The organism is Nonlabens sp. Asnod3-A02, assembly GCF_045063755.1.
Classification (GTDB): Bacteria; Bacteroidota; Bacteroidia; order Flavobacteriales; family Flavobacteriaceae; genus Nonlabens; species Nonlabens xylanidelens.
Genome location: NZ_JBEFOC010000008.1, coordinates 32,369 through 58,113, shown reverse-complemented (window position 1 = coordinate 58,113; position 25,745 = coordinate 32,369). Strand labels below are relative to the sequence as shown.

Genomic DNA, 25,745 nt, shown 5'->3' with positions numbered 1-25,745 from the left:
AAAGCAGTTTAACTATTTAAAGTTAAACTGCTTTTTATAAATTATTAGAGCGCTAATTACTTTAAAACAATAGGAAGCTCAGCTCTGTAAGTTCCCCATCCAGCTTTTAAATGTACTGTGTTATCCTTTTTTGGAGAATAAAGTGCGATACTTAATTGCTCTAGACTTTTACCATCGTTAGTAACAGGAACAGAAACTGTTACTACATCTAGATTTGCTTTATGAGAATAGTTACCCCATCCATCATTTTCAGTATTGATGTGGAATGTCCATTCTTTTTCAGTAGGCGTTACTACTATAGAGTAACGACCAGCCTTAACTAGTTTACCACCTATCATAGCGTCTGTCATTAAAAGTAGCTCTGTACTTTCATTTGCTCCTAGTCTCCATGATTTACCATATTGAGTAATACCATCTTTTTTGTTCTCAGTAGTTCTAAAAACGTTACGGCCATTAAGAGCTGGACGTCCATAAAGAACTCTAATTTTAGGCTCTGCAGCCATTTTAGCTTCGTCAGTTTTTGCAAACGCACGGTGTGCCGCTCCAGAAGGAAAGAACGCAGCATCCATAGGACTCTTGTCTAATTTTAATTTTGTAAGATCTTGTGCAAATAGAGCACTACTAGAAAGTACTACTGCAAGTAATAAAATGTATTTTTTCATGATTGTGTTTTTATGAACTCTAAAAATAGAGACTACTTATCACGAAAACATCACTTTAACACTTCTATAAGAATTAAGATTTATTTGAGCTCTGTTTTATAGAGCATTAAACCACTAGGCGGTGCTATGTGAGATAAATGTATTTTTTTACTGCCCTCTAGAGTTTCCTTAAACTCATCTAGCGTGAGTTTGTGCATACCTAGGTCAAATAGCATTCCTACCATTAAACGTACTTGATGACGCTTAAAACCTTCTCCTTTTACTCTAAAAACAAAGCTCTCCTCGGGAAAGAAATTTGCGGTAAAAAGCTCATTCTTTTCTATAAAACAACTTTCTATAGTAGAAGTAGTAATGGTAGTCTCTGTAGGTTTATAAGTGTAAGACCAGAAATCATGAGTGCCTTCAAAAAGTCTAGCCGCTTGCATCATTACATCGATGTCTAGCGATTCTTTCATGTACACCATCATAGAAGCACAAAACGGATGGAATTTCTGCCCATGAGAGAAAAGGTAGATGTACTCCTTTACTTTAGGAGCCTGTATCACATTAAAATGCTTATCAGTTTTTTGAACCGCTAGCGCTCTTATGTCACTGGGTAAATTCTGATTAAAATCTATTAGAAACTGCTCCATTTCTAGTTCTTCACTAGCATCTAGAAAAAGTTCTATCCATGCTTCATTAACAGACACCTTTGCATCTGTTCTTCCAGCAGCGAGAATTTTAAAATTAGAATGATCTAGAACATATCGCAAGGTTCTAGTTACCATGTGCTCTACAGTAGGTATGTTGTTGGGTTGTTTCTGCCAGCCGTGAAATCTAAATCCCAGATACTGCATTTTTATCAGAAAAAACTGTCTTCTATGTTGTGCAAAAGGTCCTGGATTCATGTAATAGATTAAGAAGGTAAAAGTACAAAGTTAAAAGACCATTTATAGTTCTCCGTTCCACTCTGCATGAAATTGATCTAAAAAGCCTTGCATGTAATCATGACGTTTTTGTGCTATTTCTTTACCAGAATCTGTATTCATTAAATCTTTTAAAAGAAGTAATTTTTCATAAAAATGATTGATAGTAGGTGCCGTGCTTTTTTTATACTGTTCCTTAGTCATGTTTAAGTCTGGAGCAATATTGGGGTCATAAATGGCTCTATTTTTAAAACCTCCGTAATTTAAACTACGTGCTATTCCTATCGCACCTAGTGCGTCCAGTCTGTCTGCATCTTGTACTATATCTAGTTCTTTACTAGTAAAATCTTTACTCTGGTGACCACCTTTATAAGATATGTATTTGATTATATTTTCTACATGGACTATGACCTCTTCTGGTAATTCTAGAGATGTAAGAAACTCTCTTGCAACGCGCGGCCCAACGGTTTCATCTCCATCGTGAAATTTTGAGTCGGCTATGTCGTGTAAAAGGGCACCTAATTCTACTATGCCTTTATCGCAATCTTCATTTTGAGCAATCAACTTTGCATTTTTCCACACACGTTCTATGTGGAACCAGTCATGTCCACCTTCGGCTCCTTGTAATTGTGTTTTTACAAATTGTACCGTACTCTCTATAACTTGTTGTTGTGTCATTGGGTTGTTTTATTTCGCTTTCGCGAAAGCAAAATTAGAACAAACATTTTTACTCTTAATAACATTAGATTAATCTTATCACAAATTAAACTTTCAGAAATTATTGAAAGTTTAAAAAGTAGTTGTATATTTGGCGTATGAAATTAGAAGAAGGAAGATCAAAATTTATTCAGGCATGGGGTTCTTTAGGAAGCTCTTGGGGAATATCTAAGTCCATGGCACAAATCCATGCACTATTGCTTTCTTATCCTGAAGGATTAAGTGCAGACGAGATCATGGAGCAAGTACAGTTGAGTAGAGGGAATGTCAATACTAATGTACGTGAATTAATCAACTGGAGACTGGTGCGCAAAGAAACAGTTCTAGGAGAGCGCAAAGAGTTTTTTGTAGCGCTGCACGATGTGCATTCCATTGCACAAAATATAATGGAAGAGCGCAAAAGAAGAGAGCTAGAGCCAGTAAGACGTTTGCTTAACGAACTTAAAGCTGCAAAACTAGAAGGGAAAAAAGAGGAAATTGAACATTTTCAAAGTTTACTTTCTGACCTAGCTGACTTTGTAAGCCAGATGGAAAATTTAACCAACTTAATGACTAAAATTAATAACAATAACTACATGAAAAAGCTGATCAAAGCGATCTCTTAACTTTTTTATTTAAATCAAACTTTCAGTTTTTATTGAAAGTTCTAAAACTATAAATTATGAGACTTTTGTTTAAAATTAATAAGTATGTTTTAATTACTAACCTAGTATTATTTCTAATTCCTCCATTTGGTATGTTATTTATGATGCTTCTTGGACTATTTCAAGTCGTATCTAGTGTCTATTTATTAACTCGTTATAACAAAATCTCTAAAACAGTACGTTGGATGACTATTTCTCATTTACTTCTATCCTTATTTATAGTAACATTCTTTTTTATGTTATTTAATGATATGCTTGAATTTAACCACCATCAAGACATGAATGCTTTTTCAATAGGTATGATATTATCTGGTTTGACAGCTTTTTACTTCATATTCATTTCATACAATAGTAGTGTCGGTCGTAAACAAATTTTTCTTACTCAAGGTTAGATAATAGAACCAAAAATTCTTTTTCAATTTATCAAAATTTAAAAATATGGAATCAATCAACCTATCAACTCAGTTGGAATCAAATGAAAAGGAAATCACTACCGTAGATTTATACGATGAGGCTACTCAGGATTATGAATTTTGGAGTAAGGATTTTAATATGCATTTTGGTTACTATAGCTTTAATAGCACTTCTTTGTTAAAAAGAGATACCATGCTCAATGAAATGAATAACCAAGTGCTAAAAAGATTACATGTCTTAAAAGGTGACAAAACGATGATCGATTTAGGATGTGGTGTCGGGAACTCCATGCGCTATGCACTTTCTCGCAATTCTGATTTAAAAGCTACCGGTGTAACCTTATCAAAATATCAAGTTGACCTAGGGAATCAACTACTAGAGCCTTATAATACTTCAATTGAATTACAAAACTATAATAACACCTCTTTTGATTCTAATAGTTTTGATGCGGCTCTCGCGATAGAAAGCTTTTGTCATGGTGGACATTCTATTACTTCATTAAGAGAAGCGCATAGAATTCTTAAACCAGGTGGACGACTTGTTATTGCAGATGCATTTTTAAAGAAAAATCATCAACAATTATGCTCAGGTGGGCGATTTGCATACAATAAACTATGTAATCACTGGGATTTAGATCAATTAGAAAACATCAATAATTATAAATTCAATCTTGAACAAGTAGGTTTTAAGAATGTAAAAGTAGAAGATGTATCATTTAGAGTAGCACCATCAGTACTACACGTGCCATTTGCTATTGCTGGTTTTGTAATTAAAGAGTTATTCAACAAAAGAACATTTAAAAAAGAAAGTTTACATAACCTAAAAGGTTCTTTCTATGCACTTTTATCTGGCTTACATATGAAAAGCTTTGGATATTACTTGATTACGGCTACTAAAGGGTAATTCAGCTCAATTTAAATTAACTACAATGATCTCAAACCACAAATTACTCATCGATAAAAACTGTCCTATGTGCAATATATACGGCAGTACGTTTAAAAAGTTAAACATGGTAGATCAGGACACTATAAGTCCTTATCAATTAGTAGGTCAGGATCTTACCGCAACCATCGATATGCATCGTGCACAAAATGAAGTAGCGCTGCACGATACAGTTACGGGCACAACCATCTATGGACTGGATTCTATGATTGAGCTTTTCTCGCAAGGGAAAAGCTGGATCAAGAAACCTTTGAAGTTTCCTTTCATCTACTTTCCACTAAAACAGTTGTATAAATTCATTACCTACAATAGAAAAGTCATTGCTGGAAATAAAAAGAGCCCTGTAGAAGATAGAACCTGCGAGCCAGACTTTAACTACTTCTACCGTACATTATTCATCTTTTTTACGGCGATATTTACTGGATTAGTGCTCAACTCTTATACGTATCAAATTACTGATTATTTCGGATTTCAAACTCCTTGGTATGTAGAATATATGATCTGCTTCGGTCAGGTAGTATGGCAAGGTGTGATGATTACCTTATGGTCACGCAAGAACAGTTGGGATTATCTTGGTAACATGAGTGCCGTGTCTACACTAGGTGGAATTTTATTGTTGCCCATATTACTACTACAGCAATTTATAGAATTGCACCCTTTCCTTTATATAGGCTACTTTATGCTCGTAGTAGGGGGCATGTTATTTGAACATATAAGAAGATGTAGAAACATGCATTTAGGATGGATTCCAACTGTATCTTGGCTTACTTTTAGAAATGTCGTTTTAGGAATTATAATACTTTTATTCTCATGAAAAAAATAATCATCGCTGGTGGTACTGGCTTTTTAGGAATGGCTCTCAAGAATTATTTTGAAGAGAAAGGGTTTGTTGTAGTTACGCTTTCGCGAAAGCGAGATCAACAAACAACTTACTGGAATGGTAGAGATCTAGGAGAGTGGACCGAGCATCTAGAAGGTGCAACGGCGCTCATTAATCTAGCAGGAAAATCGGTAGACTGTCGTTATACGGATAAAAATAAAGCGGCGATTTTAAGTTCTCGTATAGACAGTACACGAGTATTAAATCTTGCGATGGAGAAAGCAGTAAATAAGCCTAAAGTGTTTATAAATTCTAGTACGGCGACCATTTATGTACATTCTGAAACGACTATAAATACAGAAGAAACTGGTGTGATAGGAGATGATTTCTCGATGAATATTGCCAAATCATGGGAGAAGGAATTCTACTCAACGACCATAGATAATGTGCGTAAAATAGCCATACGTAGTTCTATAGTCATGGGTAAAGATGGGGGCGCTTTTCCTAAGTTGAAAACCATCACTAGATTAGGAATGGGTGGCAAGCAAGGAAATGGAAACCAATTTATAAGTTGGATTCATATTAATGATTTTTGTAAAGCAATCGACATTTTAATCTCATCTCAATTATCAGGATCTGTAAATGTCACTGCTCCAATGCCTAGTACAAATAAAGAATTCATGGGCATTTTAAGGAAAGAGTTGTCTGTTCCTTTTGGCATATCACAATCTAAATGGCTCGTAGAATTGGGCAGCGCGATTATAGGATCAGAATCTGAATTGTTGATGAAAAGTAGATATGTATATCCGCAACGATTATTAGACGCTGGTTTTAAGTTTGATTATGAGACTGTAGAGGATTGTTTAAAAGAATTAGTTTCTTAGCACTATAGATTTTACTATGGAATCATGAATAGCTTGTTTCTTTGGGCTACTACTTATAGTTAATAGAGAGATCCAACCTAGAGAATATTTTAGTAAGGTTCTTATAATAGCTAGAAAAAAGTTGACTGCTGTTCCTTGATCGTTATCCTTTTCTACTTTAATATTTATATACTGCTGTCCTATGGTTCCTTTAAAAAAGGATATACATATAGGTTCATACAAAAAGAAGAAGGATATAAATAATAGCATCCTTAGTGACGTAGGTACATTTTCAAAATTAGAAAGTAATTCTGAGGTAATAAACATAGTGACTATGAGTAGTATTTGATCAATTGTAAAAGCTTTGATTCTATCGGAAAGGCTGGCATAATTCATATTAGCTCAATTTACTCCTTTTCTTATACTTCACATAATAATCTTCAACCACTTCAAAATCTGATTTTTTAGACGGTAACTTCATTTTTTGAATCTTTGAAGTAGGAGTGATCCAAGTTTTTTCTCCATCGATCAATACTTGAATAGGCATTTCAAAACCTTCTACTACATCTACCCAGCGGTAGTGCAGGTTTCTTTTTTTGATAGAATATTCTAATTTAGGAATGCGAGTATCACGCAAGTATTGATTAAACACAGGATTTAAATCCATTTCCATTTGATCAGAAATATAATTTTCTATTTGTGCGGTGGTTACTGTTTTATGATAGAATTCAAAATTAAGACCACGCAAGATCTGTCTCCATTTTTCGTCATCATTAGTAATCTGTCTCAGAGTATGTAAAAAGTTGGCGCCTTTATAATACATGTCTCCAGAGCCTTCATTATTAACATCATATTTACCTATCAAAGGCTTGTCATTCATCACTTTGCGACGCGTGCCTATTACATAAGCTGCGCTTGCTTCTTTACCATAATAATAGTCGACAAATAGGTTTTCTGAATACGAGGTGAAGCTTTCATGAATCCACATGTCTGCAATATCCTTATTTGTAATGTTATTTGCAAACCATTCATGACCAGATTCATGTATGATGATAAAGTCAAATTTCATTCCCCAACCGCTACCAGAAAGATCACTACCTAGATAGCCATTTACATATCTGTTACCATAGGTTACAGAGCTTTGATGTTCCATACCTAAATAGGGTACTTCTACAAGTTTATAGCTGTCTTCATAAAATGGGTACGGCCCGAACCAGTGTTCAAAGGCTTTCATCATTTTAGGAGCGTCCTTGAATTGCTTTTTAGCTTTCTCCAGATTATCACGTAAAACATAATAATTCATATCCAGTGGACCGGCTTCTCCTTGATATACTTCAGAAAAGTTTACATAATCACCTATGTTTATATTTACACCATAATTGTTGATAGGATTTCTTACTTCCCATGTGTAGGTAGAACTACCGTCTGGTTTTAATTCTGTACCGGTTAAACGTCCATTAGATACATTCATCAATCCGGCTGGAGCGTTTACAGAGATAGTCATGCCATCTACTTCTTGATACATATGATCTTTACATGGCCACCACACACTAGCACCTAGACCTTGATTAGAAGTAGCAATAAAATCTTTTCCATTGCTATCTTTTCTCCAAGAAAAACCACCATCCCATGGCGCATTTCTAGCCTCACGTGGATGCCCTTCAAAATCTATTTTTATTTGATTCTTAGAACCAGTAGTTTGGTTTTCTTGTAGGGTGATAAAATGAGCATTTCCTTCATGTTTTACTTCTAGTTCTTTACCATTTTGTGTCACCATAGTAATGTACATAGGCTCTTGCAGGTCTATTTGCATAACCTGATATGGTTCTAGCACTTTATAAGTTATGGTATTAGAACCGTAAATGAATTTATCTTCTGGTAGTACAGTTACATCTAGATTATAATAGGTAATATCCCACCAGGCACGTTCTGGAGTAATAGAACCACGTAAAGAATCTTGTCTTGTAAATTGATCTTTGTCGTGTAGTAATTGCGCTGTACTCAAAGAACTTGCACTGAACAGAATAAATAGAAATACTATAAATGGATACTTGTTAAAACTCATAAAGAAGATGTTGAAATGCACTAACTATTAATACTGTTTGCTGTAAGCGGCATGCACGGTTTTTTGTGCTTTTTTATCTTGCGTAGTAAATCTTTTTTCAAGACTACGTCTGCCTTTTACAGGATGGTGTTTCCATAAAAAGCCGCCAGCCATCCAGTTTTCATGCCATACATTATTATATAGACCTTCTAGTAGTATATGTTGTGCTTCTTGATTCACAGCTTTGTCTTCACCAGCATTTGCCCACGGCTCTTTACCAGCATAATCGGCACTTATATAACCGTATTCAGTAAAAAGAATTTGTTTGTTGTATTTATCTGAAACATCTTTAAGTTCTTTTTTCCATTTTTTCCAACTGTTAGTGATGGTATTATGGTCAGGTGTTTTTTCTTCACTCATAGGGAAATAAGCATCTACTCCTATATAGTCTAACTGATCCCAAAAAGAAACATATTTATAACTATCCCAGTTACCAGCATAAGTAAGTTTACCCTTGTAGATTTTACGTATTTCTTTAATTAGTTTTTGCCAGTAATCTGGTCTTGCTTTTACAAAAGAGTCTAATTCAGTACCTATACAAAACATACTTATATTTTCTTGAGCAGCAACCTGGGCAAACCTCATGATATATGCTGTGTAACTATCTTCTAGAATCTTCCATTCGGCATCGGTCTTTAAATTTATATGACCTGTGTACTGTCCGCGACCTATCCATAATTGAGGTTTTAAAAGAACCTTTAAATCTTGGTTTTTCATGTGCTTAGACGTTACAGAAACACCATGTGATTTTTCACCCCACCAGCCTTCTCTTTCATTAAAAACAACTAGAGGTTCTTCTAGACTTCTCATCCAGGCATATGGGATTACCGCAGCATAATTTGCATGATACTTTTTTAACGGTGTTATAGAAGATTCTTTAACGGTGTCTCGAGTTGCGACAAATGATATACCGTTAATCTTTGTTTTACTAGTGTTTTGAGATAGGCAAGAAAACGTGCTGATCAATAGAAATAGGGGCAAATAAAATTTCATAAATAGAAGTGTTGAGAAGCTACCGTAAAAGAATTAATATATAGTTGTAGCTACAATAATCTTCTTTTTTTTGGTAAAAACAATTTAATTAATACAATTTTAGCTTTGAGTTTGAATATGTAGGAAATATCAATTTTCTTTCCAGCTTGTTTTAAGAGTGTATAAGATTGTTTTTAACTCGCTTTCGCGAAAGCGGAACTTTTAAACATACCCTTGTTATTAAAATGTGATATGTATTACGGATTATTGTGTAAATTAGAAACGTCAATATTTTCTTAATATAATGTTTAGGGAATAATGTACTATGCGAAGTGTGGTATGTGATTATTTCTAATATAAAGAAAATAGTTGATTTGTCATTTTTAATAATCAAGCCATGGAACATATAGTTATAATAGGAAACGGTGTCGCAGGAGTCACGGTAGCAAGGCATATCAGGAAAAATTCTGATAAGCGCATCACAATCATTTCTGGAGAGACAGATTACTTTTTTTCTCGCACAGCATTAATGTATGTCTACATGGGGCATATGAAATTTGAGCATACACAACCGTATGAGAGTTGGTTTTGGAAAAAGAACCGCATCGAGTTAAAAAGCGCTTGGGTAGAAAGTGTTTCTGGTGCAAATAAAAGTATACAATTTACTGATGGTCAGTCTATGAGCTTTGATAAGTTGATTATAGCTACCGGTAGTATTCCTAATAAATTTGGCTGGCCAGGTCAGGATTTAGACGGCGTGCAAGGTATGTATCACAAGCAAGATCTAGAAAAATTAGAAAAAAATGCGCCTAATAACAAGGTGTGTAAACGTGCTGTAATAGTAGGTGGTGGTTTAATAGGTATAGAGATGGCAGAGATGCTTCACTCACGTCATATACCAGTCACCTTTTTAGTAAGAGAAAGCAGTTTCTGGAACGGTGTTTTACCTGCAGGAGAAAGTGCGCTTGTTAATGAAGAAATTCTTGCAAATGGTATTGATTTAAGATTAGAACAAAATCTAGAAGAAATTATAGACGACGGAAACGGGAAGTGTAAAGCAATTAAAATCCAAGAAACAGGTGAAATTATAGAGTGTGATGTAGTTGGTCTAACGGCTGGCGTGTCGCCTAATGTAAGTTTCTTAAAAAATTCTGATATAGAATTAGGTCGTGGTGTCATGGTAAATAGATTGCTCGAGACTAGTGTTAAAGATGTTTATGCCATAGGTGATTGTGCAGAGCAACGCGAGGGAATAGGTAGACGTAGACCTATTGAGGCCGTATGGTATACAGGCCGTATGATGGGTGAGGCGCTAGCACAAACTATTTGTGGTAATGCTACAGAGTATAATCCTGGACACTGGTTTAATAGTGCTAAGTTTATGGATGTAGAGTATCAGACTTATGGATGGGTAAGTGGTTCTAGAAAACCAGAATTTGAAGATCAATTTCACTGGAGACATCCTGTAGAGAATATATGTGTAACAGTAGCTTATCATAAAGATACAGACGAGTTTTTAGGTATCAACACCTTTGGTATAAGAATGCGTCACGAGATATTTGATCGCTGGTTAACTGAAAACCGTAAAGTAGATGATGTAATGGCTTATCTTAAAGATGCCAATTTTGATCCTGAATTTTATTCTAAGCATGAAGATGCGATCATCACACATTATAATCAAGAAAGGGGAAAACAAATTAAACCGGTTAAAAAAAGCTGGAAACGCATTTTTGCTTAATTAAACACAATCTCAAATAATCACAGCTTTATGAAAGCAATACACCATATAGGATTAGTCATTTTTTTAATAGGACTAACCATTTTTACAGGATCTATTTTTGCAGGTTCTTTTGATCTTCAAAAAGAGCAACTTAACTCATTTCTGGAGTCTAAAGGAATAGCAAATGAGTTTATAATTAAAGAATTAAATGAAGACGTGGTCTCTAAAGGGCCTATGGGGATTTTTGAATTCTCCAGCAGTGTGCGAGGTGCATTAGAAAAAAACAATGTGCATTATGATGCGCTTATTGCAAAGTATGATGCCGCAAAGGACTGGGATAATAAAGGAAAACAGTATCAGTATAGAATAAACGAGAAGGATTTCCGTGCGATGAGTTTTTCTCTAGCTAAAAAGTCTGCAATAGGCTTTGTGGTAGAGAACAAAGGTTTAATGTGGTTCCTAACTTTTGGGTTAGGTATTCTAGGTGCGCTTATGTTTATAGCACCGCAATTACAACTATTAGGTAGAAAAGGAATTAAGAATAACGGTATTTATCACAGTGCTGCGACTAATCGTGGTTGGATAGCCTGGTTGGTACTTGTGTATCTAGTAACATTTTATATTGTACTCTACTTCATGGCAGACTATGTGGTAAACTGGACTTTTATAGTAGATCCTATTAGTTTATTCCTTAGTGGTAATGAAGCGAGCCAGTGGTTTGTTTACGGTTTCCTTTACTGTGTTCTTATGTCTGTAATGGCTGTGAGAATGTATATCAAATACCGTCATAATAAATATCAAGTATTAAGGACGACATCTGTATTGTTTTTTCAGATTGTGCTAGCATTCTTAATTCCTGAAATAATGACCAGCTTGCAAATGCCAGCTTATGATTTTAAAAATGCATTTCCGCTAGATTATGATTTCTTCTTCTCATGGAATCTGGATAGTTTACTAGATAGTGGTGCGATAGGTTTATTTATACTAGTATGGGGTATCGTTCTAACAGTAATTATTGTACCGGTTATGGTATACTTCTTTGGTAAAAGATGGTACTGTAGTTGGGTATGTGGATGTGGTGGACTAGCAGAAACACTAGGAGATCCATATAGACAGAATTCTAGTAAGAAATTAATTTCATGGAAACTAGAACGCTGGTTAATTCACTCGGTTTTAGTATTCTCTCTAGTAATGACCATAGTAACACTTTATGCTTATTTTACAGGTGCAAATTCTTTACTAGGTATTCCAGCAGACTGGATTAAAGATGCTTATAGTGTATTGATAGGAGCATGGTTTGCAGGAGTTATCGGTACTGGTTTCTATCCTATTTTTGGTAACCGTGTATGGTGTCGTTTCGGTTGTCCACTAGCTGCTTATTTAGGGCTTGTACAACGTTTTAAATCTCGTTTTAGAATTACTACTAACGGTGGTCAGTGTATCTCATGTGGTAACTGTTCTACCTATTGTGAGCAAGGTATCGATGTAAGAGCTTATGCACAAAAAGGAGAAAACATTGTAAGAGCTAGTTGTGTAGGTTGTGGTGTGTGTAGTGCGGTATGTCCTCGTGGTGTATTGAAACTAGAAAATGGTCCTGAAGATGGACGTATCAATCCTACAGAAGTATTACTGGGTAATGATGTTGATTTAATGGACTTACTTAATAAAGGAAAATAATAGTTAGTGGTGTGTTCCGCTTTCGCGAAAGCGGAACACATATCCTTTTTCAAATAAAGAAAAAGACTATAATAGATTTGCTTTCAATTGAAAACACCTTATCCAGCCGTGATGGTTAGACAAGGTGTTTTTGCTTTTAATAATAATGGGACGGTTGTTATGGCGCGATAGTGTTCATGATTTGAGAAGCATGTACTCGACTATTTTCTATAAACCATTTATGAGTTTCTAGGCCACCGCAAATTACACCTGCTAGATAAAGTCCCTTTACATTAGTCTCCATAGTTGTATCATTATACGTAGGGATTTGTTTTTCTCCGACTAGTTCTACTCCCATAGATTTTAAGAAACTGAAATCAGGTCGGTAACCAGTGAGTGCCACCACAAAATTATTGGCGATTTTAATGATTTTACCTCCGTGATTAATAACAATATTATCTTCTAGTATTTCTTTTACTTCACTGTTGTAATAAGCCTTTATAGAGCCTTCTTTAATGCGATTTTCTATATCGGGCTTTACCCAGTATTTAACTCGGTCTCCTATAGAGTCTCCGCGTATAATCATAGTTACATGACCTCCTTTTCTATATATTTCTAAAGCAGCATCTACAGCACTATTACTTGCCCCTATAACAGCTACATTTTGAAATGCATATAAGTGTGGGTCGTTATAATAGTGAGTTAGTTTAGGGAGTTCTTCTCCCTTTACGTTCATTTTATTAGGTAGGTCATAAAACCCTGTAGAGACGATAATGTTCTTTGCGTGATAAGAGCATGTGTCTGTTGTGACTTTAAAGTTTTTAATTTGATCTACAGAAAGTACTTTTTCAAACAAATTAATGTTTAAGCCGTTAGATACAGCAATGCGTCTATAGTATTCTAGAGCTTCTTGCTTACTAGGTTTAGGGTCTTTAGAAATAAATGGAATGTTGTCCAGTTCTAGTTTTTCACTTGTAGAAAAGAACTGCATGTTTGCAGGATAATTATATAGTGAGTTTACTAGTGGTCCTTTTTCTATGACTAGATAAGATAATTTTTTCTTCTTTGCTTCTAGTGCACAATTAATACCTATAGGTCCAGCACCTATGATGATAACGTCAAATAACTTTCCATTTTTCATAAGCTTCAAAGTTAATTTTACTGTAGAATAATGCTCTTAAGAAAAGATTAATGATTGTTAATTATTGTGTTTAAATGGGATATGAGAAATAGAATCCAGCAGAATTGTTGGAGTCAACTTGAGAATTTTATTTTTAATGCATAAAAAAATCGTCTTGAGAATAAGTTAGTTTCTCAAGACGATTTATCTTTTAAAAAAGAAGACACTGTATTATGCGCTTATCTCTACTTTTCTATTTAATATCAAATTAAGGTAAAGGTTTACTTTGTCCTTTAATTCATGTCTAGGACAGATAAAGTCTAAGAAACCTTTTTCAAGAAGAAACTCTGCGGTTTGAAAACCTTCTGGTAATTCTTTTCCTGTTGTATCTCTTACTACACGTGGACCTGCAAAAGCAATTAATGCACCTGGTTCTCCAATGTTAATGTCTCCTAACATAGCAAATGATGCTGTTGTACCACCAGTAGTTGGATCTGTACATAAAGAAACATAAGGAATACCAGCGTCACTTAATTGAGCAAGTTTTGCACTAGTTTTTGCAAGTTGCATTAATGATAATGCAGCTTCCATCATACGGGCACCACCAGATTTTGAAATAATCATGAATGGAATATTGTTCTTAAGAGAGTAGTCTGCAGCGCGAGCAATTTTTTCTCCTACTACACTACCCATAGAACCACCTATGAAGGCAAAATCCATACAGGCTACAACTAGGTCGTTTCCTTTTGATTTACCTACAGCAGTGCGCACAGCGTCTTTAAGACCTGTTTTCTTTTGAGCTGCCTCTACACGGTCTGTGTATTTCTTAGTGTCCTCAAATTTTAATGGATCTTTTGAAACAATGTTAGGGTTCAATTCTTTGAACTCATTGTTGTCAAATAAAATTTCAAAGTATTCATTACTTCCTATTCTTACGTGGTAACCATCTTCTGGACTAACGTAAAAATTATTTTTAAGTTGATCTGTGTCTACTACTTTACCAGTAGGTGACTTATACCACAAACCTCTAGGAGTGTCCTTCTTTGCCTCTGTAGGTGTGGTAATACCTTTTTTATCTCTTTTAAACCAAGCCATATTCTAGTTCTAAATTAAGTGTTGAAGTAAGGAATATTACCTAAATCACTTATTGTTTTTAATGTTTCTACCAGTATAATTACAAAATACTTATCGTAAAAAGTTGAAACAGTTATTATAATGTATTGATATTATTTAAATCTTCAAAAGCTTGTTTTAGTCTAGCTTTAAAAGACTCTTCTCCATGACGCAACCATTTACGTGGGTCATAATATTTTTTATTAGGAAGGTCTGCTCCATTAGGGTTTCCTATTTGAGAAAGTAGGAAATCGTTGTTAGCATCCATGTATTTCTTTACACCGTCAGAAAATGCCCATTGAAGATCTGTGTCAATATTCATTTTTACAACACCGTAACCTATAGCTTCTCTTATTTCCTCTAGTGTAGAACCAGAACCACCGTGGAATACAAAATCGATGTGATTATGCTCTACGTTATATTTCTTAGAGATAAATTCTTGAGAATTCTTAAGAATTTTAGGAGTAAGTTTTACATTACCAGGCTTGTATACACCATGAACGTTACCAAATGCTGCGGCGATAGTAAATTTATCGCTCACCTTCATAAGCTCTTCATAAGCATAGGCTACCTCTTCTGGTTGTGTGTATAATTTAGACTCATCTACATCGCTATTATCAACACCATCTTCTTCACCACCAGTAATACCTAATTCTATTTCTAGAGTCATGTCCATTTTAGACATTCTTTCTAGATATCTTTTACATATTTCTATGTTTTCTTCTAGAGGTTCTTCACTCAAGTCTATCATGTGTGAAGAGTATAAACTTTTTCCGCTTTCGCGAAAGCGTGCCTCACTAGCATCTAATAAACCATCTATCCAAGGAAGTAATTTCTTTGCACAGTGGTCGGTATGAAGAATTACACTAGCTCCATATGCTTCAGCTAGTCTGTGAACATGCTCGGCACCTGCAATACCACCTAAAATAGCAGCTCTATGGTTGTCATTATTTAAACCTTTACCAGCATTAAATACACTACCTCCATTAGAGAACTGAATAATTACTGGAGAGTTTAACTCTGCAGCGGTCTCCATCACAGAGTTTACCGTGTTAGATCCTACAACATTAACAGCAGGAAGTGCATATCCATTTGCTTTTGCATGATTAAAAATCTCTTGTACTTGGTCGCCAGTGGCAACACCTGGTTTTATATTGTGACTCATAATTTTTATTCTTGGAATAGCAAAAATAAGCAAAAATAAACGCCTATTTTCAGATTCTAGAACGGATAATTAATACCTACGTTAAGAACAGATTTTGAAATTTTAAATTCTTTAAACCATCTTCTATCTTCTTCTAGTGCAGGGTTGTAGGTTTTAAAGCCCATGTCAAATCTCAACACAAAAAAACCGAAGTCATATCGTAATCCAGCACCTGTACCTAGTGCTAGGTATTCTAGGTCGCTTATATCATTAAAAATGGCGTCAGGATCTTCTTCACTATCTAGAACGTTATAGATGTTACCTATGTCTGCAAATACGGCACCTTTAAAGGCTCCAGAAATAGGGAATCGATATTCTGCATTGAGGGCTATTTTCATATTAGCCTCATTAAAATCATTTAATCCGCCTGTTTTACCTGGTCCTAATTCATAGGCTTGCCACGCTCTATTATCATTAGGTCCACCTGCAAAGAAAGATCTTATGAATGGTATGTTATCAGAATTACCATATGGAATGGCAATACCACCGAAGGCTCTTATGGCAAAAACATGATTGTTTACATATTGCCAGTGTTTAATGTAGTCAATCTCAGTCTTTACATACTGACTGTATTCTACACCAAAAACACGCCTTCTATTGTTTTCATTTTTATCTATTCCAGCAAGACTAGAAATACCAGAAAGTACATTACCGGCGCCTTCTATTCTAAAGTTGAATCTCGAGAAGTCGTCATCATAAATTCCCTCTCTATTGTTACGAGTCCAGCTATAACTGGTAGATACGATCAGGTTATTTTGTGATAACCTGTCTCTACGTTCTCTTACGTTTCTTATTTGTTCTCTTTGATCATCACTTACAGATAGGCTTCCATTTAGGGAATTGTTAATGAAGGCCGTAGTACCATCTGGTATGGTAAGATTACCAGAGTCATTAACATAAATAGGATCGGTAAGGTTAAGGTCGCTAGCTATATCATTAATACTGCTGTAACTACTTTGATATACATTAAAAAAGTTACCAGGATCTAGGTTGCGCACATACTGAGCATTGATTAAATCTAATCTAGTACTTTTTATCTCAGTCTGTCTCCAGTTATAAGTAAGTGCTCCATTTAAGCTCTGTTTATCGAGTCCTATATTAGTCTGACTGAAATATCCTAGAGAAAAATTAGTAGATGGTGACATGTACTTAGGTATCAAGTTATCTACATTAAAGGGTAAAAATAATCTAGGGAAACTAAGCTTAGCATCTGCTCCTAATTCTTGTAAGTCAAAAAATCTTGAATCGCCATTTGCAGCATTGGTACTCGCACCTATATTACCTCTAAAAGAAATGTCTAAAAGCTCACTACCTCTAAATAAATTTCTAATTAAAAGAGATGTGTTAAGACCTACACCTATAGCCTGTATATTACTATGTGTTGCTTCTACTCCATAAGTGAATTCAAACTTTTTCTTTGATGTAAGTAACACATTTGCTATAAGATCAGTACCTGTTGAGTCTCTAGGATCTTCAATATATCTTATGGTAGGATATTGAAAACTTTGTAGCTCTGTGATTCTCCTATATGTTCTATCTCTATCTATGTCTTTATAAAGATCGCCTTTGTGAATAAATATGGCATCTGTCAGAGTAGATTTTTTGTACTTGCGCTCTCCAAAACGTAATATGTTGTAATCTTCATAAGCCAGTGTATCTGCCTCTTTGTTACTTATCGCGTTTTGATAATCTGGTATAATGTTAACTTCACTTATTTTGTGCACTTTATAGGGTACGCTTATCGTGGAGTCTGCATCTTGTATCTCTCTATCTTTGATGATAAGAGTGATGTTTGCTTTATTTTTAGTGTTTACCGTATCTCCCTCAAATCTTATATTATCTTTTTCCATATAATAGACTCCATTATTACGGAAATATGTATTCAATCGGTCCTTCTCGGCATTTATATCTGGAGTGTAATATTGCTCATCTTTTTTAAGAATACTTTCAGAATCGACCAGTTGGTATAAAGAGTCAATAACAGGTGTTGCGATTTGAGTATTGAGACTATCGATAAGATAAGGGGTGTGCCTATTTACATAATATTCAATACGAGCCTTTTTATCATCTTTAGAATCTATGATTTTATGATCTACCTCTGTATTGAACCATCCTTGATTCCAGTACCATGCTCTTAATCTTTCTTTTGATTTCTCAATAGCTGTTTTATCAATTAAGCTAGGCGCTTCTCCAGTTCTTTTAAGCCAGTTATTAAAATCAACAAGACTTTGACCTAATTCCATGGTTTGCTTTTCAGAAAGAATAGCATTACGTCTTTTTAAGCCTTTAGGATTATCCTGCATCCATTTTAAGTAAATAGAATCTCTGTGAGGTCGTGCAAGGTTGTAAATATGGAGCCTTAATGGATAATTAAGAAGTTTTTGATTGGGCTGTAGTGTAGGTAGAGTAAGTACTCTTGGGTCTTTAGGTGACAGACTATCAACTAGAATCGTGTTTTTAGTAAGCAGTTGCTTACCATCAGGTACTCGTTTAATTGCATTGCAAGAAACCAATAAAATAATAAGCAATATAAATAAGCCTATTTTTGCATGAAGTCCCGATTTTCCCATAGTACAATATTCAAAAATACGATTATAAATGATTACCAAAAGTAAGTTAAAGCTTATCAAATCTCTCAGCAGAAAAAAAACTCGAGAAGAGCATCAGCTTTTTATTGTTGAAGGATACAAATCTATAAGAGAACTAGTTAATTCTGGTCTTATTGTAGAAGATATTCTCATAACTGCAGGAAATAATCATTTAGATGCATTAGAGCCCACAGTTATTAGTGAAAAAGATATGAATTCTATCTCTAATTTAAAGACTCCACCAGGTTATCTGGCCGTTTTTAAAATGAATAAGAAGTTAGAATTACCACAAGTAGGTAAGATAATAGCGCTAGATGATATTAAAGATCCAGGTAATTTAGGTACTATTATTAGACTAGCAGACTGGTTTGGGATTTCAGATATCGTGTGCAGTAAAGAAACGGTAGACGTTTATAATTCTAAATGTGTGCAAGCAAGCATGGCTTCTCTTGCTAGAGTACAAGTTCATTATACTGACTTGCATGACTATTTAAAACAGTCTTTGCTACCTATATATCCTACGGCCATGAATGGGGAAAATATTTATACCAGTACATTACCAGAAGAAGGTATTATAGTCATGGGAAATGAGTCTGCTGGTGTAAGTGATGCTATTCTTAAAATAGGAAACTCTATCAGTATACCACAATATGGAAAAGTTCAAGAAACTGAAAGTCTCAATGTAGCCATGGCAACATCTCTTATACTAGGCGAGTGGTTGCGTACTACTGGAATGTAAAGTTGATAAAAATACCTCTAGTCTGCATGCTGTCTATGTTTCCAGTCCACGGACTGTTAGGATCTGCGTCGCGTACTAGTTCGTCTTCAATAGCAAATACACCTCTTATCGATGGTGAAAACTTAAAGTAATATAAGTATAGATCAAATCCTATACCTAGTTCATAGTTAAGAACACTAGACGTCTGTCTAAACTGTCCAGAACTATTGTCATCTGGATTATCAAAATTACTTGATAAGTTATTGGACCATGATGCTCCAGCAACAACAAAGGGTTTCCAGTTATTTAATCTTTTAGTAGAAAACTTAACTAATAATGGTATGTGTATGTATGTAGAAGTAACCTCACGCTCCATTTGTGCAGCAGTAGTAAGTGATGCGTCTGGAAAGGTTAGATTTCTAGTAGCAAACACGATACCTGGTTCCAGTCTTAAGTTGATGTATTCATTAATGCGCATGTCACCTATAAGACCTACATTAAAACCGGCACTAGATTCTGTAACGATCTCTTCGGTAATCTCGTTATAATCAAATTTATAATCATAAGAGTTAAAACCTAAATAGTAACCCCAAGTAAGAAATTGCTTGTCAAAGTTTTCTAGGTTTTTAATTTTTTCTTTTGAAAATAATTGGGCACTAGCGGTTTGAAAACCTAGTGCTAAAATAATGATGACTATAACTTGTCTCATATTATGCTTTTACTGCTTTATAAATGGTAGATGCACCATGAAATTGTAACTCGTTTTCTACCTCTTTAAACCCTACTTTCTTTAAAATATTGTTGAAACGCTCTCCATATGGAAATTTAGAAGCGCTTTCTGATAAATATCCATAAGCGATTTTATCCTTAGAAAACAATTTACCTAAGGTAGGTACGATAATGCCTGAGTAAAAATAATACCCTTGTTTAAATGGAAACTTTGTAGGGACACTAGTTTCTAGCACCACTAGAATACCACCAGGTTTTAAAACTCTTAATATTTCACCCAGTCCTTTTTCCAGGTCTTCAAAATTACGTACTCCATAAGAAACGGTAACGGCATCTATAGAATTATCTTCAAACTGTAGGTTTTCAGAATCTCCTAATACCATTTCTATGCGGCTATCTAGATTTTCTTCTTTTACCTTAACCTTTCCTACTTCTAACATACCGCTAGAAATATCGAGTCCTATTAATCTTTTTGCATCGGTTTGTTGCGCCATTTTAATGACTAGGTCGCCAGTGCCGGTAGCGATGTCCATAATCACTTGTGGCTTATGAGCAGCTATCATTTTAACAACGTTATCTCTCCATTTTTGATCCAGGCCTAAAGATATCATTCTATTTAGTCCATCATATTCACCACTAATGGTGTCAAACATTTTGGTAACCTGTTCTTTTTTTCCAGAATCTTCTCCGTTATATGGCTTTACTTCTTCAGACACGAGCTTTAATTTAGATAGCAAAGATAATGCAGCGCGTTGAGGTTATTGCTATTCCGCTTTCGCGAAAGCGAGATAAACATCCATAAAACCGTTAAAAATCAAGCTTTTTTTAAATTATAGATCACATAACAGTATCTTTGGGACACTACAGAAACGATTGTATGAAAATCATTATTGCAGGTGCTGGTGAGGTAGGTTTTCACCTAGCCAAGCTGTTATCCTACGAGTCACAGAATATTACATTAATAGATCCAGAACAGGATAATTTACATTATGCTGATACTCACCTAGATATTAGGGTGGTACGAGGCGATTCTACCTCTATAAAAATTCTTCAAGATTCCAGAGTAGACGAGGCAGATCTGGTAATAGCTGTTACTAGTAGCGAGACGACTAATATTACTATTTGTGTACTGGCCAAACAATTAGGTGCAAAACGCACCGTTGCTCGTATTACAAATACAGAGTTTCTAGAGCATCAAGATGCTATAGGTTTTTCTGGTTTTGGTATTGATGAGTTGATATCTCCAGAGGCACTGGCGAGTAAAGAGATAGAATTACTGCTCAATCAAAGTGCGTTTAATGATAGTTATGAATTTGAAGACGGCGCTCTAACTATGGTAGGTGTTAACCTGCAACGTACGGCGCAATTTGTAGGTAAAACAGTGCAACAAGCTGGTGAGATTTTTCCAGAGATTCATTTTATGCCTATTGCTATACAAAGATTTGGTACCCAATACACGTTAATACCTCGAGGTGATACACAGTTTAAAGAAGGAGATCAAGTGTATTTTATTACCACAGCAGGTGGTGTAGAAGAACTATATAAGTTAACTGGTAAGACTAAACATGCCATGCGCAATGTGATGATTTTAGGCGGTAGTAATATAGGTAAGCAAACGGCACAACAACTTTCTAAAGCAGGGATTAACGTAAAGTTGATAGAGAACGATGCAAAAAAGGCATTTGACCTAGCAGACGCTCTACCTGAAGTTCTTGTTTTAAATGGCGACGGACGTAACGTAGAGTTGCTTCAAGAAGAAAACATTCATGAAATGGATGCATTTATAGCCGTGACAGGAAATAGTGAGACTAATATTATCTCTTGTCTTATGGCAAAGAGTAAAAGTGTGAAGAAAACTATTTCTCTAGTAGAGAACATGGATTATTTTCAATTATCTCACAGTATAGGAATAGATACACTGATTAATAAAAAATTACTTGCAGCAAATAACATTTTTAGATACGTACGTAAAGGTGAGGTAGTTGCAATGACTAAGCTCAACAACATGAATGCAGAGCTACTAGAATTTATCGTACAGCCAGAAAGTGCTGTTTGTGGTAAAACTATTGCCAATGCAGGTGTGCCTAGAAGTGCTATTATAGGTGGTGTAATAAGACAGGGAATAGGTAATATAGTTTTAGGTAGTTTTAAGATAGAGGCTGGTGATAGAGTGGTAGTTTGTTGTTTGCCACGTTCTATTACCAAGGTAGAAAAACTGTTTTTATAATGACTAGAATTACTAAACTTAATTATAAAATTATAGTCTTTATCATGGGACTACTACTGGTTTTTAACGGTGGTTTCATGTCTGTGTCTGCTCTAGTTAGTGCTATTTATAGAGAGAGTGAAGGATTTGATATTCTAGCAGCATCTGGTGTTGCAGTTTCTATAGGAGCTATCTTGATGTACTTAACTCGCAATCATGTAAAGGAATTGCGTAAAAAAGAAGGGTATTTAATTGTGACACTTGGTTGGTTGATCATGGCTTTTGCCGGTACGATGCCTTATATGTTTACAGGTTCAATACCTAATTATACTGACGCATTTTTTGAAACCATGAGTGGTTTTACAACGACTGGTGCTAGTGTGGTTAATGATATAGAGATTTTACCTAAAGGAATATTATTTTGGCGCAGTATGACGCACTGGATAGGTGGTATGGGAATTATAGTTCTAGCAGTTGCCATATTGCCATTATTAGGAATAGGCGGTATGCAGCTATTTGCTGCCGAAGCTCCTGGACCTAGCGCAGATAAATTGCATCCACGTATAACAGATACTGCAAAAAGACTATGGCTTATTTATGTAGGTTTTACAGCTATAGAAACCGTACTTCTTAAAATAGCAGGTATGGGCTGGTTTGACGCCGTTAACCATGCATTGAGTACGCTGTCTACAGGAGGTTTCTCTACAAAAAATGCGAGTACAGCTTACTGGAATGATAATCCAGCCATACAGTGGATTATCATAATCTTTATGTTTATAGCTGGAGCTAACTTTGTACTAAGTTACTTTGCTTTTAAAGGTAAATTCAGCAAAGTGTGGAGAGATACCGAGTTTAAATGGTATACCAGTTTTGTAGTTGGCTTTTCTGTTTTAGGAGGTACATTAATCTATTTATATGCAGACCCTTCCATATCTTCCATAGATCATCCTATGGTATTGGGTGAGATGGAGAGTGCTTTTAGACACAGTACATTTCAGGTGCTTGCAGTAATGACCACGACAGGTTTTGTTACGGCAGACTATACTTTGTGGACTCCATTTCTTACCATTATGTTTTTTGGTTTGTTCTTTTTAGGTGGTAGTGCAGGATCTACGTCTGGTGGTGTTAAAGTAGTGCGACACATTATATTAATACGTAATGGTATTATGGAATTTAAAAGAACATTACATCCTAATGCAATATTACCTGTGCGTTACAACGGTAGAGCATTACAAAGTGGGATTGTTTTTAATGTACTAGGATTCTTTATTCTTTATATGCTTTCCTTTATAGTCGGTGCGATTGTGCTTGCTGCTCTCGGACTAGATTTTGATACCGCTATAGGTGGTGCGTTAAGTACGCTAGGTAATGTAGGTCCAGCATTTGGAGACCTCTCTCCAGTAGATAACTTTGCCGGATTGCCACAACTGGGTAAATGGTGGTGTAGTTTCTTGATGCTTATCGGTAGGCTAGAATTATTTACGGTATTGATCTTATTGACGCCTTTCTTTTGGAGGAATAGGTAATGCAGCGTTTAAAAGTGTTTGTTGATAATGATTACTATCCGTATGGGATGCTCCTAAATAATAGACATGGAAGTGTGGATTCTGATGCGTATCGCTATGGGTTCCAAGGACAGGAGCGCGATGATGAAGTGAAAGGTGAAGGGAATTCTTATAACTACAAGTTTAGGATGCATGATCCTCGATTAGGACGATTTCTATCAAAAGATCCCTTGGCGAAAGATTATCCTCATAATAGTGTTTACGTTTTCAGTGAAAATAGAGTAATAGATGGTATAGAGCTAGAAGGAGCAGAGTATTATTACACAGCTGACGGAAGATATATTGGTTTAATAGATGGAAGTACCCAAGTGAGAGTTGTTAATGACCAGTACACTTATGAAGATTTACAATGGATTATTTCTGATGCTGCCAATCCAGATTATGGAGGTGTTGAATTGACAGCAGCAATTTTAAATAATCATTCGCAAGATGTAGGTTTGAATCATAATGACTTTACTTATGTAGCAAACATTATTAGACACGAAAGTTCTAATAATGCAAATGAAAATTTGTTTATCGCTCATACTGCTCATAACAGAGCAAACGCTTTAAACACTTCTATGCGAGGATTACTTGCAACTACTTATTCTTCCGTTCCAAATGCTCAAAAGACGAATCTTGTCGACACTAACAATAACAGAAATAATCAAGCAAGAGCTGGAGTCATTGGGGCTTTGACAGATGCAGTTGACCCTACTTCGGGGGCTCAATTTTGGGATGGTGTTGATATATTGGCTTGGGGAGACGACAGTTCTCCTTTTACAGTTGGAGGTTCTAATGCTCATGCTAAGTTAAGAGACAATGGCATTAGAATACCCGAGCCTATTTATACGGAATTTAAAAATAACAGCGTAGATGCTTATGGAAGCACGATAAATTATAGCGGATATAATCTTTATAATTTAGGGTTGCCACACACCGTATTTGAAAATAATGAAAATTGGACTTTTTGTTCAGATAATATATCTTTTCCTTTTTCTAGAGATAATTTTGAATTTCCGGCATTAATTGGTCCAAATCAAGGAAATATCACTTATGAAGCAACGGTTACTGCTGGACATTCTATCTTTTGGACTCCCGTGGAACCTGAAGAAGAGCCTGCGGCAACATGGAACCCACCAAATAACGAATAATGAATAAGACTTTTTTTTACCTAATTCTGGCTGTATTAATATTAACTTCTTGCAAAAAGCCTAATCAATCAAGATCGCATCATCAGAAACAAATAGAAATTGGTCTCGAAAAATTTTTAATCCAAAATAAATTGTTTCTCATAAGTAAATTTGAAGATTCTCTATATTTTGAGTACAATAATAATTTCGAGAAATTTATCAACATACATAATACGGATAAGTCAGAAAGCTATGTCTCTATAGATAATAAAAAAGATACTTTACGATTATTAACTTCGTGTATTAGTGAAAATAGACTCTATATTGATGATATTACATTTTTTAAATCAAAAAAAATACATAGAAAAACGAGTGTTTTATTTGAAAATGACTTTCATAATGAATTCGATAATATAGTAGATCTACATTCTAATTACGACTACTATACCCCACTTAGAGAAAAAAGGTTGTTATCTAACTTATTGAATCGCAAAGAAATTCCAATAAGGAATTCCCTTTTTCCTAAAATTATAATTGATAGTATTTTTGAAATTACAAAAAAAGATACAGCATTAATTAATTTTCAAAATGTTAATTTTAAATTTAATAATAAAAATGAGTTGGTGGAGATAAGCAAAGTTGGCAATCCAATTTCTTCAATAAAATCTTTCAATTTTGGAGATGAGATTATTAAATTTTCTTCAGTGAGTAAACAATCTATTGACTTAAAAGTAGATTTATGGAGTGGCTATGATAATAATTTAGGTGTAACTTATTTATTATATAGAAAAATTGACGGAACTGGTGATTCTTTAATTATAAAAAGTCAAAATAATCACGTTATTGCGGATATGAGTTATTTATATGATAAGAATACTCTTTTAGAGGTAAAAGATAATAAAAAGAATATTAAAGTATTTGAATTCATATCAGATACTATTATTCGTAAATAACCTGCATTGCAACGTACG

24 protein-coding genes are annotated in these 25,745 nt (G+C 34.9%); 12 read left to right on the top strand and 12 right to left on the bottom strand.

The genetic code is table 11. The features are described from left to right. Positions 1 to 56: 56 nt before the first annotated feature. The 3 genes from ACJJVN_RS10245 to ACJJVN_RS10235 form a co-directional block, all read right to left on the bottom strand. Positions 57 to 662: a DUF2911 domain-containing protein gene (locus tag ACJJVN_RS10245; protein ID WP_405370629.1), complete on the bottom strand. Its 606-nt coding sequence runs from the start codon at positions 660 to 662 to the stop codon at positions 57 to 59. 80 nt (positions 663 to 742) lie between these two features. After that, positions 743 to 1,549, bottom strand: coding sequence for a tRNA pseudouridine(38-40) synthase TruA (locus ACJJVN_RS10240; protein ID WP_405378023.1), 807 nt, complete (start codon positions 1,547 to 1,549; stop codon positions 743 to 745). A gap of 42 nt (positions 1,550 to 1,591) precedes the next feature. Continuing rightward, the gene (locus ACJJVN_RS10235) at positions 1,592 to 2,245 is read right to left on the bottom strand and encodes an HD domain-containing protein (RefSeq protein ID WP_405370633.1); all 654 of its coding nucleotides are present in this window, start codon (positions 2,243 to 2,245) and stop codon (positions 1,592 to 1,594) included. 137 nt (positions 2,246 to 2,382) lie between these two features. Between ACJJVN_RS10235 and ACJJVN_RS10230 the strand changes: the two genes are divergently transcribed. Genes ACJJVN_RS10230 through ACJJVN_RS10210 form a run of 5 tightly spaced genes read left to right on the top strand, consistent with a single transcriptional unit; the run spans position 2,383 to position 5,988 of the window. Further along, positions 2,383 to 2,889, top strand: a complete 507-nt coding sequence (locus tag ACJJVN_RS10230; RefSeq protein WP_405378022.1) for a GbsR/MarR family transcriptional regulator — start codon at positions 2,383 to 2,385, stop codon at positions 2,887 to 2,889. A gap of 56 nt (positions 2,890 to 2,945) precedes the next feature. After that, a complete protein-coding gene (locus ACJJVN_RS10225; protein ID WP_104513809.1) occupies positions 2,946 to 3,320 on the top strand; it encodes a hypothetical protein in 375 nt (124 codons plus the stop codon). Between the two features lie 46 nt (positions 3,321 to 3,366). Beyond that, positions 3,367 to 4,245: an SAM-dependent methyltransferase gene (locus tag ACJJVN_RS10220; protein ID WP_405378021.1), complete on the top strand. Its 879-nt coding sequence runs from the start codon at positions 3,367 to 3,369 to the stop codon at positions 4,243 to 4,245. Between the two features lie 25 nt (positions 4,246 to 4,270). Next, on the top strand, positions 4,271 to 5,098 hold the full coding sequence (locus ACJJVN_RS10215; protein ID WP_405378020.1) for a hypothetical protein: 828 nt from the start codon (positions 4,271 to 4,273) through the stop codon (positions 5,096 to 5,098). Next, positions 5,095 to 5,988: a TIGR01777 family oxidoreductase gene (locus ACJJVN_RS10210; RefSeq protein WP_405378019.1), complete on the top strand. Its 894-nt coding sequence runs from the start codon at positions 5,095 to 5,097 to the stop codon at positions 5,986 to 5,988. Before ACJJVN_RS10215 ends, ACJJVN_RS10210 begins: the two co-directional genes overlap by 4 nt. Here the strand turns inward: ACJJVN_RS10210 and ACJJVN_RS10205 are convergent. Genes ACJJVN_RS10205 through ACJJVN_RS10195 form a run of 3 tightly spaced genes read right to left on the bottom strand, consistent with a single transcriptional unit; the run spans position 5,977 to position 9,064 of the window. After that, positions 5,977 to 6,363: an RDD family protein gene (locus tag ACJJVN_RS10205; protein ID WP_405378018.1), complete on the bottom strand. Its 387-nt coding sequence runs from the start codon at positions 6,361 to 6,363 to the stop codon at positions 5,977 to 5,979. The two genes, ACJJVN_RS10210 and ACJJVN_RS10205, sit on opposite strands and share 12 nt — an antisense overlap. A 1-nt stretch (position 6,364) precedes the next feature. Beyond that, positions 6,365 to 8,032, bottom strand: coding sequence for a M1 family metallopeptidase (locus tag ACJJVN_RS10200; protein WP_405378017.1), 1,668 nt, complete (start codon positions 8,030 to 8,032; stop codon positions 6,365 to 6,367). A 27-nt stretch (positions 8,033 to 8,059) separates the two neighbouring features. Then, on the bottom strand, positions 8,060 to 9,064 hold the full coding sequence (locus tag ACJJVN_RS10195) for a glycoside hydrolase family 113 (protein ID WP_104513804.1): 1,005 nt from the start codon (positions 9,062 to 9,064) through the stop codon (positions 8,060 to 8,062). 376 nt (positions 9,065 to 9,440) lie between these two features. On the opposite strand from ACJJVN_RS10195, the gene ACJJVN_RS10190 reads away from it, so the two are divergent. Next, positions 9,441 to 10,781, top strand: a complete 1,341-nt coding sequence (locus ACJJVN_RS10190) for an NAD(P)/FAD-dependent oxidoreductase (protein ID WP_405378016.1) — start codon at positions 9,441 to 9,443, stop codon at positions 10,779 to 10,781. 30 nt (positions 10,782 to 10,811) lie between these two features. Then, positions 10,812 to 12,440 (top strand): 4Fe-4S binding protein, encoded by a 1,629-nt coding sequence (locus ACJJVN_RS10185; RefSeq protein ID WP_405370650.1) that lies wholly within the window; start codon positions 10,812 to 10,814, stop codon positions 12,438 to 12,440. Positions 12,441 to 12,597: 157 nt separating this feature from the next. Here ACJJVN_RS10185 and ACJJVN_RS10180 read toward each other — a convergent pair whose 3' ends face one another. The 4 genes from ACJJVN_RS10180 to ACJJVN_RS10165 form a co-directional block, all read right to left on the bottom strand. After that, positions 12,598 to 13,560, bottom strand: a complete 963-nt coding sequence (locus tag ACJJVN_RS10180) for a YpdA family putative bacillithiol disulfide reductase (protein WP_405378015.1) — start codon at positions 13,558 to 13,560, stop codon at positions 12,598 to 12,600. A gap of 210 nt (positions 13,561 to 13,770) precedes the next feature. After that, entirely contained in the window at positions 13,771 to 14,634 is an 864-nt protein-coding gene (accD, locus tag ACJJVN_RS10175; protein WP_104513800.1) for an acetyl-CoA carboxylase, carboxyltransferase subunit beta, read from the bottom strand. A 115-nt stretch (positions 14,635 to 14,749) separates the two neighbouring features. Next, a complete protein-coding gene (fbaA, locus tag ACJJVN_RS10170; protein WP_104513799.1) occupies positions 14,750 to 15,817 on the bottom strand; it encodes a class II fructose-bisphosphate aldolase in 1,068 nt (355 codons plus the stop codon). 56 nt (positions 15,818 to 15,873) lie between these two features. Beyond that, on the bottom strand, positions 15,874 to 18,426 hold the full coding sequence (locus ACJJVN_RS10165) for a BamA/TamA family outer membrane protein (RefSeq protein WP_405378014.1): 2,553 nt from the start codon (positions 18,424 to 18,426) through the stop codon (positions 15,874 to 15,876). Between the two features lie 28 nt (positions 18,427 to 18,454). Between ACJJVN_RS10165 and ACJJVN_RS10160 the strand changes: the two genes are divergently transcribed. Then, on the top strand, positions 18,455 to 19,183 hold the full coding sequence (locus tag ACJJVN_RS10160) for a TrmH family RNA methyltransferase (RefSeq protein ID WP_405378013.1): 729 nt from the start codon (positions 18,455 to 18,457) through the stop codon (positions 19,181 to 19,183). Here the strand turns inward: ACJJVN_RS10160 and ACJJVN_RS10155 are convergent. Together ACJJVN_RS10155 and ubiE are read right to left on the bottom strand one after the other, a co-directional pair. Beyond that, positions 19,170 to 19,871: a porin family protein gene (locus tag ACJJVN_RS10155; RefSeq protein ID WP_104513796.1), complete on the bottom strand. Its 702-nt coding sequence runs from the start codon at positions 19,869 to 19,871 to the stop codon at positions 19,170 to 19,172. The two genes, ACJJVN_RS10160 and ACJJVN_RS10155, sit on opposite strands and share 14 nt — an antisense overlap. A gap of 1 nt (position 19,872) precedes the next feature. Then, entirely contained in the window at positions 19,873 to 20,607 is a 735-nt protein-coding gene (ubiE, locus tag ACJJVN_RS10150) for a bifunctional demethylmenaquinone methyltransferase/2-methoxy-6-polyprenyl-1,4-benzoquinol methylase UbiE (RefSeq protein ID WP_104513795.1), read from the bottom strand. 161 nt (positions 20,608 to 20,768) lie between these two features. Between ubiE and trkA the strand changes: the two genes are divergently transcribed. From trkA to ACJJVN_RS10130, 4 genes are read left to right on the top strand one after another with little or no spacing between them, the layout of a single operon-like run. Then, a complete protein-coding gene (gene trkA / locus ACJJVN_RS10145) occupies positions 20,769 to 22,118 on the top strand; it encodes a Trk system potassium transporter TrkA (RefSeq protein WP_104513794.1) in 1,350 nt (449 codons plus the stop codon). After that, entirely contained in the window at positions 22,118 to 23,623 is a 1,506-nt protein-coding gene (locus ACJJVN_RS10140; protein ID WP_405378012.1) for a TrkH family potassium uptake protein, read from the top strand. The genes trkA and ACJJVN_RS10140 overlap by 1 nt, the downstream gene beginning before the upstream one ends. Beyond that, positions 23,623 to 24,795 (top strand): RHS repeat-associated core domain-containing protein, encoded by a 1,173-nt coding sequence (locus ACJJVN_RS10135; RefSeq protein ID WP_405378011.1) that lies wholly within the window; start codon positions 23,623 to 23,625, stop codon positions 24,793 to 24,795. The genes ACJJVN_RS10140 and ACJJVN_RS10135 overlap by 1 nt, the downstream gene beginning before the upstream one ends. Then, positions 24,795 to 25,727 carry a hypothetical protein gene (locus tag ACJJVN_RS10130; protein WP_405378010.1) on the top strand — a complete coding sequence of 311 codons (933 nt, stop codon included), beginning with the start codon at positions 24,795 to 24,797 and terminating at the stop codon, positions 25,725 to 25,727. Before ACJJVN_RS10135 ends, ACJJVN_RS10130 begins: the two co-directional genes overlap by 1 nt. Positions 25,728 to 25,745 lie beyond the last annotated feature (18 nt).